The organism is Streptomyces sp. NPDC021019 (genome assembly GCF_044333295.1).
Taxonomy (GTDB): domain Bacteria; phylum Actinomycetota; class Actinomycetes; order Streptomycetales; family Streptomycetaceae; genus Streptomyces.
The window spans coordinates 1,895,815-1,911,805 of the sequence record NZ_JBIRQR010000001.1; the positions used below are offsets into that span (position 1 = coordinate 1,895,815).

At 73.2% G+C, this 15,991-nt stretch carries 13 protein-coding genes; 4 read left to right on the forward strand and 9 right to left on the reverse strand.

Going from position 1 to position 15,991, the window contains the following annotated elements; translation table 11 throughout:
• Positions 1-173 precede the first annotated feature (173 nt).
• The 6 genes from ACH4RG_RS08825 to ligD form a co-directional block, all read right to left on the reverse strand.
• Positions 174-674 (reverse strand): SH3 domain-containing protein, encoded by a 501-nt coding sequence (locus tag ACH4RG_RS08825; RefSeq protein WP_397921351.1) that lies wholly within the window; start codon positions 672-674, stop codon positions 174-176.
• 92 nt (positions 675-766) lie between these two features.
• Complete coding sequence (locus ACH4RG_RS08830; protein WP_397921349.1) at positions 767-2,137, reverse strand: ATP-binding protein; 1,371 nt, start codon at positions 2,135-2,137, stop codon at positions 767-769.
• Positions 2,134-2,859 (reverse strand): hypothetical protein, encoded by a 726-nt coding sequence (locus ACH4RG_RS08835; protein ID WP_397921347.1) that lies wholly within the window; start codon positions 2,857-2,859, stop codon positions 2,134-2,136. Before ACH4RG_RS08835 ends, ACH4RG_RS08830 begins: the two co-directional genes overlap by 4 nt.
• 192 nt (positions 2,860-3,051) lie before the next feature.
• Complete coding sequence (locus ACH4RG_RS08840; protein WP_018959034.1) at positions 3,052-3,369, reverse strand: zinc-ribbon domain-containing protein; 318 nt, start codon at positions 3,367-3,369, stop codon at positions 3,052-3,054.
• Positions 3,366-5,567 (reverse strand): HEAT repeat domain-containing protein, encoded by a 2,202-nt coding sequence (locus ACH4RG_RS08845; protein ID WP_397921345.1) that lies wholly within the window; start codon positions 5,565-5,567, stop codon positions 3,366-3,368. The genes ACH4RG_RS08840 and ACH4RG_RS08845 overlap by 4 nt, the downstream gene beginning before the upstream one ends.
• A gap of 222 nt (positions 5,568-5,789) precedes the next feature.
• Positions 5,790-6,680: a non-homologous end-joining DNA ligase gene (gene ligD, locus ACH4RG_RS08850; protein WP_397921343.1), complete on the reverse strand. Its 891-nt coding sequence runs from the start codon at positions 6,678-6,680 to the stop codon at positions 5,790-5,792.
• A 78-nt stretch (positions 6,681-6,758) separates the two neighbouring features.
• Between ligD and ACH4RG_RS08855 the strand changes: the two genes are divergently transcribed.
• Positions 6,759-7,949 carry a Ku protein gene (locus tag ACH4RG_RS08855; RefSeq protein ID WP_398161152.1) on the forward strand — a complete coding sequence of 397 codons (1,191 nt, stop codon included), beginning with the start codon at positions 6,759-6,761 and terminating at the stop codon, positions 7,947-7,949.
• Between the two features lie 132 nt (positions 7,950-8,081).
• Complete coding sequence (locus ACH4RG_RS08860; protein WP_398539292.1) at positions 8,082-10,028, forward strand: serine/threonine-protein kinase; 1,947 nt, start codon at positions 8,082-8,084, stop codon at positions 10,026-10,028.
• On the opposite strand, the gene ACH4RG_RS08865 is transcribed toward ACH4RG_RS08860, so the two are convergent.
• Together ACH4RG_RS08865 and ACH4RG_RS08870 are read right to left on the reverse strand one after the other, a co-directional pair.
• On the reverse strand, positions 9,997-11,655 hold the full coding sequence (locus ACH4RG_RS08865) for a hypothetical protein (RefSeq protein ID WP_398539293.1): 1,659 nt from the start codon (positions 11,653-11,655) through the stop codon (positions 9,997-9,999). The genes ACH4RG_RS08860 and ACH4RG_RS08865 overlap by 32 nt on opposite strands.
• A 126-nt stretch (positions 11,656-11,781) precedes the next feature.
• Entirely contained in the window at positions 11,782-12,651 is an 870-nt protein-coding gene (locus ACH4RG_RS08870; RefSeq protein ID WP_398539294.1) for a hypothetical protein, read from the reverse strand.
• Positions 12,652-12,737: 86 nt separating this feature from the next.
• On the opposite strand from ACH4RG_RS08870, the gene ACH4RG_RS08875 reads away from it, so the two are divergent.
• Positions 12,738-13,058 (forward strand): hypothetical protein, encoded by a 321-nt coding sequence (locus tag ACH4RG_RS08875; RefSeq protein ID WP_397921333.1) that lies wholly within the window; start codon positions 12,738-12,740, stop codon positions 13,056-13,058.
• A gap of 215 nt (positions 13,059-13,273) precedes the next feature.
• Complete coding sequence (locus ACH4RG_RS08880; protein ID WP_398539295.1) at positions 13,274-13,858, forward strand: hypothetical protein; 585 nt, start codon at positions 13,274-13,276, stop codon at positions 13,856-13,858.
• Between the two features lie 63 nt (positions 13,859-13,921).
• On the opposite strand, the gene ACH4RG_RS08885 is transcribed toward ACH4RG_RS08880, so the two are convergent.
• Complete coding sequence (locus ACH4RG_RS08885; RefSeq protein WP_397921330.1) at positions 13,922-15,571, reverse strand: SpoIIE family protein phosphatase; 1,650 nt, start codon at positions 15,569-15,571, stop codon at positions 13,922-13,924.
• Positions 15,572-15,991 lie beyond the last annotated feature (420 nt).

Sequence of the window (15,991 nt, forward strand, 5' to 3'; positions counted from 1 at the left end):
TCACACCTTTCGCCACCCTGCCGTGCACGTCGTGCCCGCCGCGCCTGTGGCTTGTCCACCGCGCCCGCCGTGCCTCGGTCCGGGCCGGCGCCCGTCGGGCATGCGCCCGCCCGGGGAGCCGACGGCGACACGGCCGGGCTCCACGGGCGGGCGGATGTGCGGGTGACGCGAGGTCAGCACCACTTCGGCGCGGCGCCGATGTTCTCGATGTAGCGGGCCGAACCCCAGGCCCAGGTGCCGTTGGTCAGCAGGTACCAGCGGTTGTTGCCGTCGACGTTGTCGCCCTCGGTCTTGCAGAAGATGTTGACGATCTCGCCGTACTCGGCCGAGCCGACGATGCGGCTGCTGCGGGTCGGCTTGTCCCGGAGCAGCAGGTACGGCTTGGCGATGACGCGTCCCTTGTAGGTCCGCTTCGGCGCCTGGGGCTTCGTCTGCCCCTGCTTCTGCGCCTCCTCGCGGGCCTGCTTCTGCTGCGCCTCGTGCTCGCGCTGCAGCGCCGAGGCGGAGAGCTCGTCGGACGTCGGGTCCGGGGCGGCGGCCTCCGCGCGCTGTCCGACGGGCTGGGGGTCGGCCGCCAGTGCGGCGGGAGCGGCGGCGGTGAGCGCCGCGAGCGTGCCGGTGGCGACGCAGAGGCCGAGCCGGCGGAGCCGCGAGGGGCGGGACAGGGGGGACATGCTGCCTCCATGCGATGAGGAAGGGGCCGTGGGGGACACGAGCTGGGCTCGTGCTCGTCACGCTAAATTCGCCACACACGGTCCGCAACGCGTCACGTTGCGTGAGGGCCCTCACGCGTTGAGCCGTCCGGGTCGTCCAGGGGGCCCCCGCCCCCGTCACCACCGGGATTCCCGTCGGCGTCACCGTCGTCGAGGCGCTCGTACTCCGGCAGGGTCATCCGGACGAGCGCCCCGCCGTCCGGCGGATTGCCGAAGTCCAGCCGGGCGCCGATGACCCGGGCCTGGCCGAGGGCGATGGTCAGCCCGAGACCGTGCCCCTTGCCCGCACCGTCCGTGCGGAACCGCTGCGGCCCGCTGTCCAGCAGATACGCCGGGAACCCCGGGCCGTGGTCGCGTACGGAGACCACCGCGCCGTCCACGCTGAGCACCACCGGAGGCCGCCCGTGCCGATGGGCGTTGGCCACCAGATTGCCGATCACCCGCTCCAGGCGCCGCCGGTCCGTCTCCACCCGGGCCGCGCCCGTCACCCGCACCTCGGTGTCGGTGCCCGACGCCCGGACGACCCGCTCCGCCACCGGTGCGAGTTCGTGCACGGCCAGGTCGACCTCCTCGGTACGGGCGTCGAGCCGGGAGATCTCCAACAGGTCCTCCGTCAGCGCCCGCATCGCCCGCACCCGGTCGCGCACCAGCTCAGCCGGGCGGCCCGGCGGCAGCAGTTCCGCGGCGGCCGACAGACCGGTCAGCGGGGTGCGCAGCTCGTGCGCCACGTCGGCGGTGAACCGCTGCTCGGTCTGGAGCTTGCGCTGGAGGGTCGAGGCCATGGTGTCGAGCGCGCCCGCCACGATCGCGACCTCGTCCTGGGCGCGGACCGGGCGCGCGGTCCGGGGGTCGTGCACCCGGGCGTCGAGATCGCCCGCGCTGATCCGGCGGGCCACCCGGGCGCTCTGGTGCAGCCTGCGGGTCACCCGGCCGACGGCGAACAGGCCGACGAGCAGGGTCGCGGCGATGGCCAGCAGCGAGGAGCCGACGATCGCCCGGTCCAGGCCGCCGATGGTGCGGGCGCTGTGGCTGTAGTCCGTCCAGGTGGCCAGCGCCCGCCCGTCCGCCGGACCCGCCGCCCACATGGCGGGTCCGCTCCGCGCGTCCGGCCGCCGCGGTCCGTCCGCGACCACGGTGCCCCGCTCGCCGCCCGTGGCCAGGGCGCGCAGCGAGGAGGGCAGGCCCGGCGGGTCGATGCCCGACCCCGGGGGCAGCGGCTCCCCGGCCTCGTACGCGTCGGTGACCACCTCCAGCCGGCTCAGCGTCTTCTCCCGGGCCTGTTCGACCGTCTGCCGGGTGAACGCCGTGTGCACCAGGAAGCCGAGGAGGGCGGCCAGGGTGCAGCACATGACGGTCAGGAACACCGCGGACTTCCAGGTGAGGCTCGCGGTCCAGGGGGGCGAGCGGAACCGGCGCCGCCTCATCGCGTCCCCGTGGCGGGCGAGGAGGATTCCGGGGTGGGCTTCGGGGCCTTCCGGTGCTCGGGCGTCCGCAGGATCTCGTCCCGGGTGGGCAGCATCGCGCGCTGCCGGTCGTCCCAGGACCACGCGGTGCGGTACTCGTACCCCGGGATCACCGAGGGGGCCCGCATGATCAGGTCCCGGCCCGCCAGCTCCACGCTGATGACGGCGTCGTAGGTGGACATGATCCGGGTCAGCCGCCCCTCGTCCGGCATGTAGACGCGCACGGCGAGCTGCCGGTCGGGCATCCGGATGCCGAGCACCAGTTCGTCCCTGCCGTCACCGGTCAGGTCGCGGTAGTACGGGGGGAGGACCGGGCAGTCGTCCGGGGCGGTCCGGCACGCTTCGATGTGCCGGACCGTCCCGTCCGGCAGCTCGTCCAGACCGCTGCCCCGGTCCGTCTGCGCCCGCAGCCCGGCCTGTGCCACGGCCACCGGGTCCAGCCGCCGCACATCGCCGCCGGTCACCCGGATCCCCGGGATGCGCGCGGTCTCGCCCTCGCCGTAGTCGTACGGGGCGGCGGAGGCGGGCGGCAGGTCCGGCCAGAGGCTCTTGGGCTCCACGGCCGACGGCGCGTCCCCCGCGCTCTTCAGCCCGCCGGCCGCGCCGCAGCCGGACAGCAGGGTGAGCGCGACGAGGGCGGACGCGGCGGTACGGGGCGCCGCCGGGACGCGGTGCGGGCGCAAGGCTCGCCTCCTCTACGACGGCGGACGACACAGCGGTCTCACACCCTAATCGGACGACCGTGCGCAATGTCGACTTCGTACCCCTGTGCAACGTACGCGGCCCCGCGGGCACGGGGCCGGAGCGGTCAGGAGGGCCGCGGCTTCAGTGCCGACAGGGAATCAGGGCCGGTACGGCCCAGCGCCGGTACGCGGTCAGCGCTGGTACGGGTTCTGTCCGGGAGGCGTGAAACCGGGCTGCTGCGGGGCCTGGCCGTGGGCGTTGCCGTCCTGCCCGGCCGCGGCCTGGGCGAGCAGCTGGTCCGCCTCCTCCTTGGGTATCTGCCGCTCCCCGCCGCAGAACGTGCACTGCGTGGCGTACTTCGTCGAGAACGGGAACAGCGGCACGAAGAACAGCGTGAACTTCGTGACCCGCTTGCGCAGCGTGTGCGCCGCCGGATTGCCGCACCAGCCGCACACCATCGTCAGGATGGCCAGCTGGTGGAGGTAGCCCTTGGTGCCGAAAATGATCATGCCGTGGTTCCTTTCCCCGTCCCCCGGAGTGCCTGTCGGCACAGCGCCAGGAGTTTCTCGTCCTCGTGGATGTCATGACTGCCGTACCCGCCGTCCATCGCGTTGTGACGGCGTACGGAGGCGAGTTCGCTCCGCAGGACGCGTGCTGCGGCCGACCCCTCCGGGACCGGCCCCATCCGTGCCACGCATTCTGCCACCCGGACCCGCACATGGCGGCTCCGCTCCCAGCCGGCGAGCAACGCCTCGACCGTCTCCTGCGACCGGCCCGACACCTCCCACAGGGCGATCGCCGCGTCGACCCGCAGCCACAGCTCCTCGTGCGCCAGCAGCCCGCGCAGCCGGGGCGCGACCACCGCGGCGCGCGGCCCGAGGGACCCCAGCGCCACCGCCGCCGCCCGCCGCTCGTGCACCTGGTGCGACTGGAGGCCCTCGATCAGCGCCGGCAGCACCGCATCGGCGTCCCCGGAGATCGCCCACAACGCTTCGGCCGCCTCCGTCGCGGAGGCCGTCCCCGGCCGGCTGACCAGCGCCCGCAGCTCCGGGACGGCCTCCCGCGCCGCCGGCCCGAACGAACCCAGCGCCCGCAGCGCCGCCGTACGCAGCCACTCGCCCCGGTACTGCGGCGCACCGCGCAGCACCCGCAGCACCTCGGGCGTCGCCTCGCCCGCCCGCAGCCCGGTCAGCCCGGCCAGCAGCGGGCTCGCCCGGTCGTAGGCCCCCTCGTCCAGCTCCACCTCCGCGAGCCTCCTCCGCAGCGCCCCGGCGAGCGGCTGGGCAGCCGCCCCCAGATGACCCACCGCGAACCCCACGTCGTGCGCCACCTGCGGCAGCTCCAACGCCGCCGCGAGCGCGGGCACCACCCGGGCGTCGCCGAGGCGCGCCAGGGCCTTCACGGTGGAGCCGAGGCCGGGCGGACCGCTGGCCCAGGACTTCACCCAGTCCCCGGGACGGTCGGCCAGCCGGGCGGCCAAGGCGTCCGCGGCGGGCGCGGCGAGTCCGAACAACTCCTCCAGCACATGGGACGCGGCCTCCGCCAGCCGGGGCTCGGGGTCGGACAGCTGATCGCCGACGAGCGCCACCAGCTCCTCGTAGGGGCCGCGCCAGGCCCGTATCAGCCCGCCGCTCATCCGGACGGCGTCGATGCGCTGCCGGCGGTCGGGGCTGCGCAACTGGTCGGCGAGCAGCGCCGTGCGGTCGCCCACCCGGTCGTCGAGGCCGACGTGCAGGGTGCGCAGCAGATCCGCGGCCCAGGGGGTGCCGCGCCCGGCGCTCTCCTGCGCGGACAGCGACCGCAACTGCCCCACGAGCGTCGGCGTCGCGACCTGCTCGCCGCGACAGGCCTCTGCGGCGGCCACCGGTTCCGCGTCCACCGGCTCCGCGTCCGGATCCACCGGCTCCGCGTCCGGGTCCCGGTCGGGATCCGTCCCGTCCCCGTCCGTTCCGTCCCCCTCCGCCGCGTCCCCCTCCGGCGGGGAACGCATCTCGCGCAGCAACCCCGAGACCACCGGCACCACATCGCCGGGCAGCCCGTCCGGCGAACAGCGCGCCAGCTGGGCCAGGGCCGCGAGCCGCAGCCCGGGGGAGTGCGACCGCGACGCCAGCCGGCCCAGCCACTCCGCGACCCGCCCCGCCAGCGGCCGATGCCGCAGCGCGACCCGCCCGGCCGCCTCCACGAGAGCCAGCCGCACCTCCTCGTCGGGCTCGACCGGCAGCCGCTCCCGCAGCAGCGTGAGCACCCGCACGGGGTGGCGGTGCAGCGTGGCGAGCGCCAGCGGGGCCGCGAGCCGCACGCCGGGGTCCTCGTCGGCGATCAGCTCGAAGAAGACCCCCGCGCCCGCGGTGACCGCCGCCGCCGCCATCGCGTAGTTGGCGGCGCCCTCGATCTCGTCCTCGTCGATCTCCGCCTCGTCGTCCTCGTCGAGGTCGAAGCCGCCGATGCTGGTGAGCAGTTCGACCACGCTGCCGCGGTCCTGCACCTCCGGGTCCACGGCCAGCTCGAACAGGAACGGGATGCAGGCGAGCGTGCACGCGTACACATCGCCCTGGTGGTGCACCGCGCCGTACATACCGTCCAGCGCCGCCTCGCGCTCCGCCGGATCCTCGGACGCGAGCCCCCGCAGGAGCCCCGGCACATCGTCGGCAGGCCCGTAGGCATGCTCCATCGAGGCCCAGTCGACCTCGTCGATCCCCGAGAACACGCCATCCCCTCCCCACGATCACGACAGCGCCCGGACCGGCGCGCCCCGTGGCACGCCCTGTCCGCCACACCCCTCCCGGCGCGCCCTGGAGAAAGCGCCTGCGCAGAGTGTGCACCACGGGTCCGACAATCCACCCGCCACTTGTGGCCTTTCCTGGCGCCGTAACCAGGTCATGACCCGGTCAAGACGATACGGCTGTGGATCCCCGTGAACCGGGGTGTGTCATGCGGGCAGTGGACGCGCTTGTCGCGGGTCGTCCAGGGGCGCGAGCAGATCGCCGTGCCGGTCCAGCCGGGCGGCCATGTCTCCGGCCCGGAACACCAGGGCACCCGCCTCCCGGCACTCCGCGATCTCGTCCCAGGTCACCGGCGCCGACACGGTGGGTTCGGGCCGGGCGCGCAGGGTGTAGGGCGTGGCCGTCGTCTTGGCCGCCGCGTTCTGGCTGAAGTCGACGAAGACCTTGCCCGGCCGCAGGGCGCGCTTCATCCGGTGCAGGGCCAGCCCCGGCAGCGCTGCCTCCGCCTCCACGGCGAGCCGCTTCGCGTACGCGGACACCTCGCCGGACGGGGTCGGCTCCAGCGGGACCAGCAGATGCATCCCCTTGGACCCGGACGTCTTCCCGTACGCGGTCAGCCCGTCGGCCGCGAGGCGCTCCCGCAGCCAGAGCGCCACCGTGCAGCAGTCCACGACGGTCGCGGGGGGACCGGGGTCCAGGTCGAAGACCATCCGGTCGGCGATCGCCGGCGCGTCCGCACGCCACTGCGGGGTGTGGAACTCCACCACCAGATTGGCCGCCCACATCAGGGAGGCCAGATCCCGCACGACCACCTGCCGGGCCCCCGGGTCCTCGCTCCGCGGAACGGCGGTGGTCCCCACCCAGGCGGGCGTACCGGGCGGCGGATTCTTGGTGAAGAAGACCTGGCCGTCCGGTCCGTCCGGGTAGCGGAGGAAGGACACGGGGCGATCGCGCAGATGGGGCAGGATCACGCCGCCCGCGGTGGCCGCGTAGTAGTGCAGTACCTCTCCCTTGGTCGTCCCGGTGGCCGGATACAGGACCTTGTCGAGATTGCTGAGCGAGACCCGTCGCCCCTCCACCTCGGTGATCGGCGTCATACGATAAGAATCACACGAAAACATGACAAAGCGTCTTCAGCGCCTCCAGGGTGCTCAACGGTCGGCAAGGGGTGAACGGTGAGGTCCATATGGAACGGCGCGATCTCCTTCGGGCTGGTCAGTATCCCGATCAAACTGATCAACGCCACCGAGAACCACTCGATCAGCTTCCGGCAGATCCACCTCGCCGACGGTGGCCGGATCCGGTACCGCAAGGTCTGTGAACTGGATGAGGAGGAGCTCTCCGGCGGCGAGATGGGCAAGGCGTACGAGGACGCCGACGGCACGATGATCCCGGTCACCGACGAGGATCTCGCCCAGCTCCCGCTGCCGACGGCGAAGACGATCGAGATCGTCGCCTTCGTGCCCGCCGACCGGATCGACCCCCTCCAGATGGACGCGGCGTACTACCTCTCCGCCAACGGAGTGCCTGCTGCCAAGCCGTACACCCTGCTCCGCGAGGCCCTCAAGCGCAGTAACAGGGTGGCCGTCGCCAAGTACGCCCTGCGCGGCCGCGAACGGCTCGGCATGCTCCGTGTCGTGGACGACGTGATCGCCATGCACGGCCTCCTGTGGCCCGATGAGATCCGCCCTCCGCAGGACGCGGCCCCGGACGGCGACGTCACGGTCCGCGACGCCGAACTCGACCTGGCGGACACCCTGATGGACACCCTCGGTGAAGTCGACATGGACAGCTTCCACGACGACTACCGGGAGGCGGTGGAGGAGCTCGTCGCCGCGAAGGCCTCCGGCGAGAGCGTGCTCCCGGCCGAACCCGAGGACACCGGCGGCGGCAAGGTCATCGACCTGATGGCGGCCCTGGAGAACAGCGTGCGGGCGGCCAGGAAAGCGCAGAACGACGAGGGAGCGGGCGAGGCCGGCGGCGACATGGCCGACGTCCACCCCATCAAGAAGACATCGTCGAAGGCGTCCGGGAGAACCGCGCAGACCACCAGGACCGCGCAGACCACCAGAGCCGCGCAGAAGTCCACCCACCGCACTCCGACCGGCAAGACGGTCACCCGCTCCGGAAGCTCCGCGCCGGAGAAGTCCACCCCCAAGTCCACCGGCGCGAAGAAGTCCACAGCGAAGGAGTCCAAGCCGACGAAGTCCACGGCGAAGAAGACCACGCCGACGAAGTCCACGGCGAAGGAGTCCAAGCCGACGAAGTCCACGGCGAAGAAGACCACGGCGAAGAAGCGGACGTCGTCGGGCGGCGGCACGGCGGCGAAGAAGACCGCGTCCTCCCGCAAACGCGCCTCGGCCTGACGGGGACGCCGCCCGAGGACGACGCGGCCCGGCGTCGCCCCTGCGGACGGATCACGGTCGATGGCCTCTTGCCGCCCGGCCGTCCGTACCGCCCCGCTGTCCCGCTCCCGCACGCCCCCGTACGCTACGGCCATGAGCGCAGAGGCCCCCTCGGGACGGGTGATCGACGGCCGCTTCACGCTGGTGGAGCGGCTCGGCAGCGGAGGCATGGGCATGGTCTGGCGGGCCCGCGACGAGGCGCTCCACCGCGATGTCGCCCTCAAGGAGGTACGGCCCCCGGACCCGGCGCTCGCGGAGTACGACCCCGAGGGCGCCCGCACCCTGCGCGCCCGGGTGCTGCGCGAGGCCCGTGCCCTGGCCCGGGTCGACCATCCGAACGTGGTCACCGTCCACCACATCGTCGACCCCGGCGAGGACGGCTACCCGTGGATCGTGATGGAGCTGGTGGCCGGCTCCTCCCTGCACGACCGGCTCGCCCAGGGGCCCATGGAACCCGCCGCCACCGCCGAGTTGGGACGCGGCATCCTCTCCGCCCTCCGCGCCGCCCACGCCGCCGGCATCCAGCACCGCGACGTCAAGCCCGCCAACGTGCTGCTGCGCCCCGACGGCCGCCCGGTCCTCACGGACTTCGGCATCGCCGCCATCCGCGAGTCGACCAGCCTCACCATGACGGGCGCCCTCATCGGCTCGCCCGACTACATAGCCCCCGAGCGGATCCGGGGCACCGAGGGCGACCCGTCCTCCGACCTCTGGTCCCTCGGCATGATGCTGTACGTCGCCGTCGAGGGCCGGCACCCGCTGCGCCGGGCCACCACCCTGGCCACGCTGGCAGCCGTGCTCGACGAGGAGATCCCGCCGCCGGTACGGGCCGGATCCCTCACCCCGGTGCTCGACGCACTCCTCACCAGGGACATCCCGGCCCGCCCGGACGCCGAGGCCCTCGACCGCCTGCTGGCCGAGGCCGCGCGCACGGGCGGGAGCCCCACCCCGACGCCCACGGAGCCCGTACGGGAGCGGCCCGCGTCCGCGCACCCCGCGTCCGCGCACCCCGCGTCCGCGCACCCCGCGTCCGCGCACCCCGCGTCCGCGCACCCCGGGTCCGTGCACAGCACGCCCACGCAGCCGGCCGCCACGCCGCCGCCCCGGCCGGGACCCGCGTCCGGGTCCGTGCCGCCCCCGTCACCCGTGTCCGACCCAGAGCATCCGGAGTCCGCCCGGCCCGGCGGGTCCTTCGCCCCGCCCTCCTCGCCCGAGGGCCCGGAGGACCGCGTCCCGAAGGGCCACGGCTTCCCGCCCGCCGCTGCCACGCCCACGCCCCCACCCGGCGGCGACCCGAACCAGCGGCCCGCCACCGGTCCCTACGACGCCCCGCACGAGCGCGGCCGCCGCGTCGAGCGCCGGGTCTGGCGGATCAGCGCCGCGTCGTCCGTCGTCTCGGCCGTGGTGATCGCGGGCGCCATCCTCTGGACGGCCGACCCGTTCTCGTCCCGGGGCTCCGACAACGACGACCGCCCGCGCGACCGGGCGAGCGCCCCTCGGGTCTCCACTCAGGCGCCGGACCCGGTGGCCGACGACGCCGGCGGGTCCGGTGACACCGGCGACACCGGGGAGGAGGCACCGGAGACCGTGGACCTGCTGACCCCGGACGGCGCACGGGCGGCGATCGAGGCGATGAAGCCCCTCATGGGCGGGACGAAGGTCACCGACTTCACCCTCTACGGCGAGCACGCCTCCGCCGACGCGCCGCTGAAGTCCAACGCCGCGCTGTACGACCGCTTCAGCTACCGCGACGGCCGGGCGAGGAACAACGACATGGGCGGCACCCTGCCGTCCGGGTCCACGACGATCGACCTGGACTCCGTCGACTGGGACGCGCTGCCCGCCCTGTTGAAGACGGCGGAGAAGACGCTCAACGTCGACGAACCGGAGAGCCGTTACGTGATCGTGGACCCCTCCTCGCCCTTTCACGAAGACCGCCCGGTGCTGCGCGTCTACGTCTCCGACTCGCACGGCGGCGCCTATCTCACCGCCGAACTGGACGGCCGGGTCATCGAGAAGAGCCCGCGCCCCAAGGGCTGAGCACCGGCTGGACCGGATCCGGAAGCTGCGGCAGATCCAGGTCGAACGGGCTCCGCTCGATGACGTACGTGCAGCTGGTGTAGGAGTAGCCCGGCTGGACCTTCGTCCCGGAGGAGTAGCTGTCCACCCGCGCGGTCGCGCCCGTGCCGTGCTTGTAGAGGAAGTGGTACTCACCGGCGGGAAGCCGGAGCCGGGCCTTCGGGTAGTTCCTGCCACTCGCCCCGCAAGCCCGCCGCGCGCCTTCGGAGGCGCTGTACCGCTCACAGCCGGCGCAGGCCTTCAGCGTGACGGTGCCGGTGACCGGCCCGGTGTAGAGCACCTCGACCGTGTTCGGCGCGTCGTTGCTGATGACCAGCTCCATGCGTGAGCCGCCGGGCCGCTTCGACGGCGGCAGCCGCTTGCCCGCCGCCGGCCGGTCGGCGGCGATCTCCGCGGCTATGGCGATGTTCCTCGCCTGCCGCACCCGCCCGTCACTCTTGTACGTCCGCGCGAAATCGGTCAGCGTCGTGCGCGCGTCGCCGAACTTCTCGTCCTTGAACTGGTCGACCCCACAGGCGTACACCCCGTCCACGACACCCTTGTCGGCATCGCCGCGCAGCGCCTTCACCCCCTCGTCGGGGAGGCCGGACGCGGTGGCGCCGAGGCCCCGCAGCACCTCGGTGGCCGCACACGGCTCGGCCCCCTTCACCGCCGCGACCTGCTCCTTGATCCGCTTCCCGATCGCCGGCCCCACCTGCCGCGCGGAGGCGGAACCGGGGAACGTGCGCAACAGCTCTCCCAGCTCCGTGCCGCCGCCGCCCGGCCCGCCCAGACGCGACACACCGCACCCGTACAACGAAACGGCGAGCGGTTCGTCGGGCCACGCGGCGAGCGCGCCCAGCAGCTTCTCGTCCACGGAGTCCGGCAGCGTCCGCAGATGGGTCAACGGTGCGACGGCCTCACAGAGTCGCTTCTCCGCGTACGGGGCGGAGACGGCGTCGTAGTACGCCTTCAGGCGGTCCGGGACGAGCTTCGCGGCCCGGGAGCCCGGATGGTCCTCGTCGAGCGCGCGATAGGCGTCGAGCGCCCGCTCGTACTCGTCCTTCGCCGAGCCGAACGGCTGCCGCGAAGCCGCCGCGACCCGCTCGTCCCCCGCCGCCAGCCGGTCCAGCAGCATCTGCTCCCGCGCCTCGTCCCGCGCGGAGCCGTACACCACGGCTCCGCCCGTCGGCACGGCGAGCAGCACCACGCCGAGCCCGACTGCCAGTACGGGCCGCCACGCCCCGCCCAGCGCCGAACGCCGGGCGATCCGCGCCCCGTCGGCGGCGGCGAGCAGCAGCACGAGCAGATACCCGACGAGAACGCCCCCGGGCACCCCGTCCGGATCGGCCGGCAACGCCGCCCACAGCAGCACCGCCGTGGCCGCCCAGCACACCGCGGCCCGCACCCAGCGCCCCAACAGGGCGTAACCCAGACCGAGTCCGGTCAGATTGAGCAGCGCGGCACCGGTCGCACGCAGGGGCGCTCCGGGCGGCGGCGGCCCGACGGCCGGCGCGTGGGAGGGCGGAGGTGGCACAGGCCCGCCGAACCCGGACCCGCCGGCTCCCTGCCCCTGGCCCGCGGCCCCGTACCCATCGTCGGACTCCATAACGGTCCCCCCACCGTCGAGCCGTAAAAGTCACTCTGACTCTGCCCGGTTCTGTTCGGCTCCACGCACGAGGGCCGGCGGTGGTTTCCGTGAGGTCGCCTCGAAGGCCGGCCCGGCTCGGCAGGCTTACTGAGCCTTGTTCACGGGAGGCGTCACGGGTGGCTCGACGGTCGACCGGACATAGATCCGCGTGGTGCCCGCGCCGAGCTCGTGGGCGAAGAGGTCGACGCAGCGCTGGAGGTGCGTGCCCTCCGGGGTCATGAGGTCATCGGGGCAGAGGCTGGTTCGCCGCAGCCCCTGTACGAGCGTCTCCGGCTCGGGAAGACCGAGATGGCCGAAGGCGGCCGCGGGGCGGTATCCCTTCTCCGCGGGGTGGGTGTTCTCGATCATCACCGTGTCCTTCTCGATGAGCCGGCCGGTGTACGTCTCCGCTTCCTCGCTCGGAAGGACGAAGGACAGCAGCCCGGTGTCGTAACGCTGCCCGGTCCTGTAGCCCGCCCGCCGGTCCGATGCTCCCTCCGGAACACGGATGCCCAGCTGGTCGCTCATCCAGGCGGGCGATGCTCCGTCCTCCCAGCAGCAGGTCATCTCCTGGTCCGTCAGGTCCGACGACACCTCGTCGGCGCTCCGGGCGAACACGCCGATCGTGGCGGCGACGCAGGTGAGGAGCGCGAGAGCGACGGCGCGTGCGACCGGCACCCGACGGCGACGCACGGGCCGCACGGGCCGCACGGGCCGCACGGGCCGCACGGGCCGCACGGCGGCAGTCTTCTCACGAGAGGTGTCCATCGGAGAATCATCGCGCTTCCCGCTGCTCACGACCTCGATCCGTCCGGTCGCCATCGCTCCTGCGTTGCAGCGGGGCACGTCCGACATCTTCTCGTCGACGGGCAGGCTCATATCCCTCCCGCTGTTCCCGAGGCAGTGCGTCCTGTGCCGCACGGAGCCGTTGTCGCCCTTCCCGTCGGCGGCCTCGGCGATCGGACGCGTCTTCACCCGTTTACCGCCCCCCACCTCGCCCGCTGTGGCACCGTGGATCAACTGACGACCCGAATGTCCGGGCGTCCGCGTAGGGGGTCTTCATGCGCTTTCGCACCGTCGCGGTCTCGGCCGCACTCGTCCTGTGCGCAACGGCGGGTGCAGCCGCCTGCTCGTCCCCGTCGGACACCGCCGACGCCACCCGTCCCGCCACCTCCGCGACGCCTGTTCCCGTGGAGGGCATGGCGGGCTCCATCGAGACGGGCGAGCGTCGCGCCGGTCCGCCCGAGACGGACGGCCGGGTCGGGGTGGGCCTCCCTGTGTGCGAGACCTCCGCCGCCGTGATCCCGGCGGAGTGCGCCCTCGATCTCTCGTTCCACACCATCGCCGAGGGGGAGGCGGCCGCGCGGCCTCCCGTGCGGTGACACCGGTTACCCAGGAGGGGCGGGCGCACGCAGGTGCGCCCGCCCCTCTTCCTGTGCCTGCGGCGTGCCTGCCGGGTGTGCGTCGTTCGCACCACGGGGCCCGTGCGTCACGGAAGCCCCTTCCATCCGTCACGACGATCTCTTAGTCTCACACTCTGTTCACATATTGGTATTTGACGACTCGCAACAGGGGTCAGGCGCGGGGGTAGTGAAGCATGCGTGAAAAGTGGCGCTCCAAGGTGAGCGTTCTCGCCGGCGCGTCAGCACTCGCGGTCTCGGTGGTCACCGTGACGCCGACGCTGGCCGACCACGTGCCGGTGGGCCCCCAGGAAGTCCGGATGCCGGCGGACGTACGGATCGCCGAAGGCGGGGCCACGCCGCCCGGGGAGACCGGTCCTTTCCCGGTGGAACCGGTGGAACCCATGGGGCCGGTGGAAGGCGCGGCATCCGGTGGCCAGGCGGAAGCCGTGGTCGCGGCCGCTCCGTCGTCGAGCGCGTGCCTGGGTTCGACCGTCGCCTACGGCGCCAGTGGGTGCTTCCAGCACAACGGCGACATCATCTGGGCGGGCGACACGAAGAAGGACGGCATGTCCGCGGCCGTCGGTGTCTACACCGACTACGGCCGCGCCGAGGAGGTCTGCGTCAACAAGCTGGGAGTGGACACCTGGGCGACCTGCAACAAGGACTACCGCGAGGACGGCAACGTACGTCTTCGGGTCCTGCGCTACGACGGCGACACGGGCAAGTTCTACCAGCCCGAGACCTGGTCCGGCTGGCTCCCGGTCAACGGGAAGTTCTGACCGCCCACCTCGCGGGGGCGAGCCGGACCGCGCTCCGCCGGCGCGGCCTGACCGCCGATCCCGTCAGTCGGGGTCGGAAGCGGAGGCGGTGACGTCCTGTTCGGCCCAGACCAGTTTGCCGGTGGGCGTCCGGCAGGATCCCCAGCGTCGGCAGAGCATGTTGATGAGCTGGAGGCCCCGGCCGCCTTCATCGCTGAGAGTCGGCGGCTGAATATGCGGGAGGTCCGCTCCCGTATCGGTGACTTCGACGGTCACCCGGTCGTGTCGCAGCAGCCGTAGCTGACCGGGGCCCCCTCCGTAGCGCAGGGCGTTGCCGACCAGCTCGCTGACGACGAGCTCGGTGGTGTCGGCCAGCCCGGCCAGGTTCCACCGGCCGAGCTGCTCCCTGACCAGCCGACGGGCGGCGGAAGCGGCGGTGGCGTCGGGCGGCAGCTCCCAGACGACGACGTCGCCCCCGCCCGGGACGGGGCGGCTGGTGGACATCAGCATGACGGCCTCGTCGAAGCGGGTGCCGGGCCCCGCCCCGGACGTCACCAGAGTGCCCAGGAGAGCGGGGTCCATCCGCGACACGGTGTCGCGCAGCCTCTCCAACTGGGTGTCCACATCATCCGTGCGGGTCTTGAACAACCCGTCGGTGTAGAGCACGAGCCGGCTTCCCGCGGGCGCCGGCAGACTGACAGAGGTGTACGGGATGACGCCGGCGCCGAGCGGTGCGCCCAGCGGCACGTCGACGTGCGTGGCGTACCCCGCGTCGTCGACCAGCAGCGGTGGCGGATGCCCCGCACTCGCCACGGTGTAGTCCCCGGTCGCAGGGTCGTAGACCGCGCACAGGCAGGTGGCGACCTGGTCGTCGTCCAGGTCGCGGGCGGCCAGGTCCATGCGGGCGAGGGTGTGTTCGGGGGCGATGTCCAGGGCCATGAGCGTGCGCGCCACCGTACGCAGCCGCCCCATGGTCGCCGCGGCCGACAGGCCATGGTTCATGACGTCACCGACGATCAGGGCGCTCCGGCCGCCCGGCAGAGCCACCACGTCGTACCAGTCCCCGCCGACGCCGCTCATGTCCGTCGGCGGGGCGTAGAAGGCGTCGACGTCCAGGCCCGGTGTGCTCGGCATGGCACGAGGGAGCAGGCTGCGCTGGAGGGCTACCAGGCGCTCCCGCTCCTGCCCGTACAGACGCGCGTTGTCCAGGAAGACAGCGGCCCGCGAGGCGAGTTGCATCGCGAGCGCGAGATCGGTGTCGGAGAAGGGCGGCCTGTTGCCCGCGCGAATGAAATCGGCCACCCCCAGCAGTACGCCCCGAGAGACCAGCGGCACAGCCATGTAGCTGTGCACCCCTCCGTCGCGCAACAGCGCCGCTGCTGCGGGTGTAGGAGCCACCCACCCGTAGTCGTCGGCGCTCAACCGGGCGAGCAGCACAGGCTTCCGCTCGGTCAGGCAGCGGTCCACCGCTCTCTCCTGGTAGACGGAGATCTCCCCGACCGCGTCCGGCTCCAGGTGCGCCAGCGCGTCGATGACGGCCACGGCGATGGCCCGGGTGCCGGTCGGCTGCGCGTCGGCCCGCACACCCTCCTCGCCACGCAGCACCGACTCGAGCAGATCGATGGCCCCGCCGTCCGCCAGCCGGGGCACGACGAACTCGACCAACTCCTGCGCCGTGCGCTCCAGATCGAGTGTGGTCCCGATGCTCGCACTCGCCTCGTTGAGCCACTCCAAGTGGCCGCGGATCACGGTACGGCCGGCCGATGCAGCCCTTCGGCGGTGCCGCGAGAGCGCTGCGGCGGCCCCGCTCCGTGTGCGCAGCGGGCCCCGCCTGCGGTCGCCTTCTCGCACGAACCGAGCCTCCCGTCTCGCGCCTGTCTGGCCGGATTGAACCATACTCCCGCGCCTGCGACGCGGCCCGGTCGGAACGGAGGCGGATCGTCCTGTCAGACCCCCGCGAGCACGATGGGCACATCAGCGTGACCGGCCCGCCATGGAAAGCGACGACGCCCGGCCGTCCGGCCCGGGTTCAGCCGGGCGCAGACAGCGCGGCCCGGACCCGAACCGTTCCCGACACCCGGTGACACGGGCCGCGCCAACACCACGACGGAGGCGGGGGGCACCGAAGCGGGAGGGGGGACGCCACACGGGTGC